Below are 2,225 nucleotides of genomic sequence, written 5' to 3'. Positions count from 1 at the left end.
AACCCAATGCCTTTTTAGAAAAGTCTTTAATTAGATCCACAAGTGATATTAAAGTGTACAAAAAACCCATCGAAATCGCTGAAACGCCTACAGTAAAACCTGGCAAGGCCTTTGAGCTTTTGCTGAACAGCAGTGGGATATTTGACATATGGCTTATCGCAGATTTTGGCGGAAGAATCGTTACCAAGAACCTCACAATTCATGAAGGCACAAATTCCATTTATCTTGAAGTTCCTGAAGACTTCGGATTTGGAAGTTTTCCAGTCACCATAGTAACAATGGATAAATCAAAAACAATGACCCTCAAAAAGAGCATCGAAGTCAAAGACTATTATAAAGATCACAAAATAACCATAACATCAGAGAAAAGATATACCCCGGGTCAGGAGGCAACATTAAAAGTTAAAGTAACTGACAACAACGACAACCCACTTGAAACAACCGTTACTCTCGCTGTTATTTCCCGTGCCCTTCTGGAACTTTTCGAAAAAGGAGAAGATACCTGGCTGGAAACCTATTCTTCCGGATTTAAAATCGGTCCTGTTACACACAGACTACTCGATCTTGACAAATACAACGACGATATGTACCCTTCAATAGCTAATCTCATCAACTACACATTGGACTATTACACTGCAGCGGAATCTAAAATTCCAGTAACCTTAGGAATGAAAACGGGAGAAATAGCAGATGTGGTAAGCGAAGCCCCTTTACCCCCTTCCGTGGAATACAGGAAAAAATTCAGCGATACCGCCCTTTGGTCAATATTATTCACAAACAAAGAGGGTGAAGCGACTGTGACTTTTACCCTTCCAGATGACCTTGACAGCTGGGTTATCAGAGGGCTTTCCTCCACAAAAAAAGGTGGTTTCTCTTACACGACTTCCAGTTTTGAAACCTGGAAACCTCTTACTTTAACAAGCTTCTTACCCGAATTCCTGATTTCGGGCGACGAGGTTCTGGCTACTTACGTGGTAACCAACTACACCAACAAGCCCCTTCAGTTGAATTACCTGTTCAAGCAAAACGAAGAGCCCAGTGCGGGAAGCTTCGAGCTGCTTTCCGGAGATTCAACAGCTCTTTCTTTCAGGTTCAAGGTAAAGGAACTATCTGCTATTGAAGAAGACGAAGAGCTCAAACTCTCTCTCGCTGTTTACAACGACGAGATAAACGATGCTGTGGAGAACTCGATACCAATAAAACCCCGTTTTATATATTCAGAGAGTAGAAAAAATATTTTCTTAACAGGGGAAATGGATTTTGTTGTCCCAGAAGATACCTATGGAACCCTTATAATAAACGACTCAATAGGAAGATTGCTCTTTGAAGGCATAAAATATCTGGTGACTTACCCCCATGGCTGTGTGGAGCAAACAATGAGCCGTGTTATGCCACTCATAGCTGCCAGGGACTTGCTTGAGTATGCCAGCGAAAGCTTAAAAAGCAAAACCAACGAATACCTAAAAGCCGGAATTGAAAGACTGTACGGCTACCAGCATTATGACGGCGGCTGGGGTTGGTGGAAGAATGACAGTTCCAACGACTTCATGACAGCGTATGTAATGTACGGTTTCTATCATGCTCAGAAAGCTGGAATGGAGATCAGCAGAAGCGTTCTTGAAAGAGGAATAAATTATCTCTCACATCATCGATCAAATCCAATGGTAAATTATGTATATTCACTTTACAGCAACGTATTTGGATACACTTTCAAGATGCCGGATAGCCGAATCGAAGATTTCAAAAACAGCAATACAGCTTCTAAAGTGTTGTTAGCTCTTACATTCTGTGAAATGGGCAAAACAACAGAAGCTTCGGAAATCCTGAATCAAATACTTGTTGAATATGATCTGGATAACCCGAACTTCACCAGTTTCCACCATCTAATCGATGACGATATAATCATGTCACTATTGCTCGAAGCATCGATAAAAGCAAGGTTAGATGAAAAAGTCATTTCAGATCTTGCCAGCAAACTTTTGGAAAGAAACATAGGTGGAAGATGGCGAAGAACCGTATCAACAAGTATCGCTACTTTAATACTCAACAATATCGCCGATAAACTCAGCAAGGACATAACGGTAACCATAAAGGGCGACGGAATTGACCTTCAGTTAACCCCTGATAAACCAAATTCTCTTGAAATAAGTTCCGGTACATATCACATATCATCATCCAAACCTGTCTGGATAAGCTTTTCCGGAAAAAGCTATACTCCCGCAGAA

The 2,225-nt window shown here is 41.0% G+C and carries 1 protein-coding gene; it reads left to right on the top strand.

Going from position 1 to position 2,225, the window contains the following annotated elements; genetic code table 11:
• Positions 1-53: 53 nt before the first annotated feature.
• A partial coding sequence (locus AC3LHT_RS10485; protein ID WP_488662852.1) for an alpha-2-macroglobulin family protein occupies positions 54-2,225 on the top strand: 2,172 nt, incomplete at its 3' end.

Source organism: Kosmotoga sp., assembly GCF_982836095.1.
The sequence above is the reverse complement of the archived record's forward strand: the minus strand, read 5'-3'. Positions and strand labels throughout refer to the sequence as shown.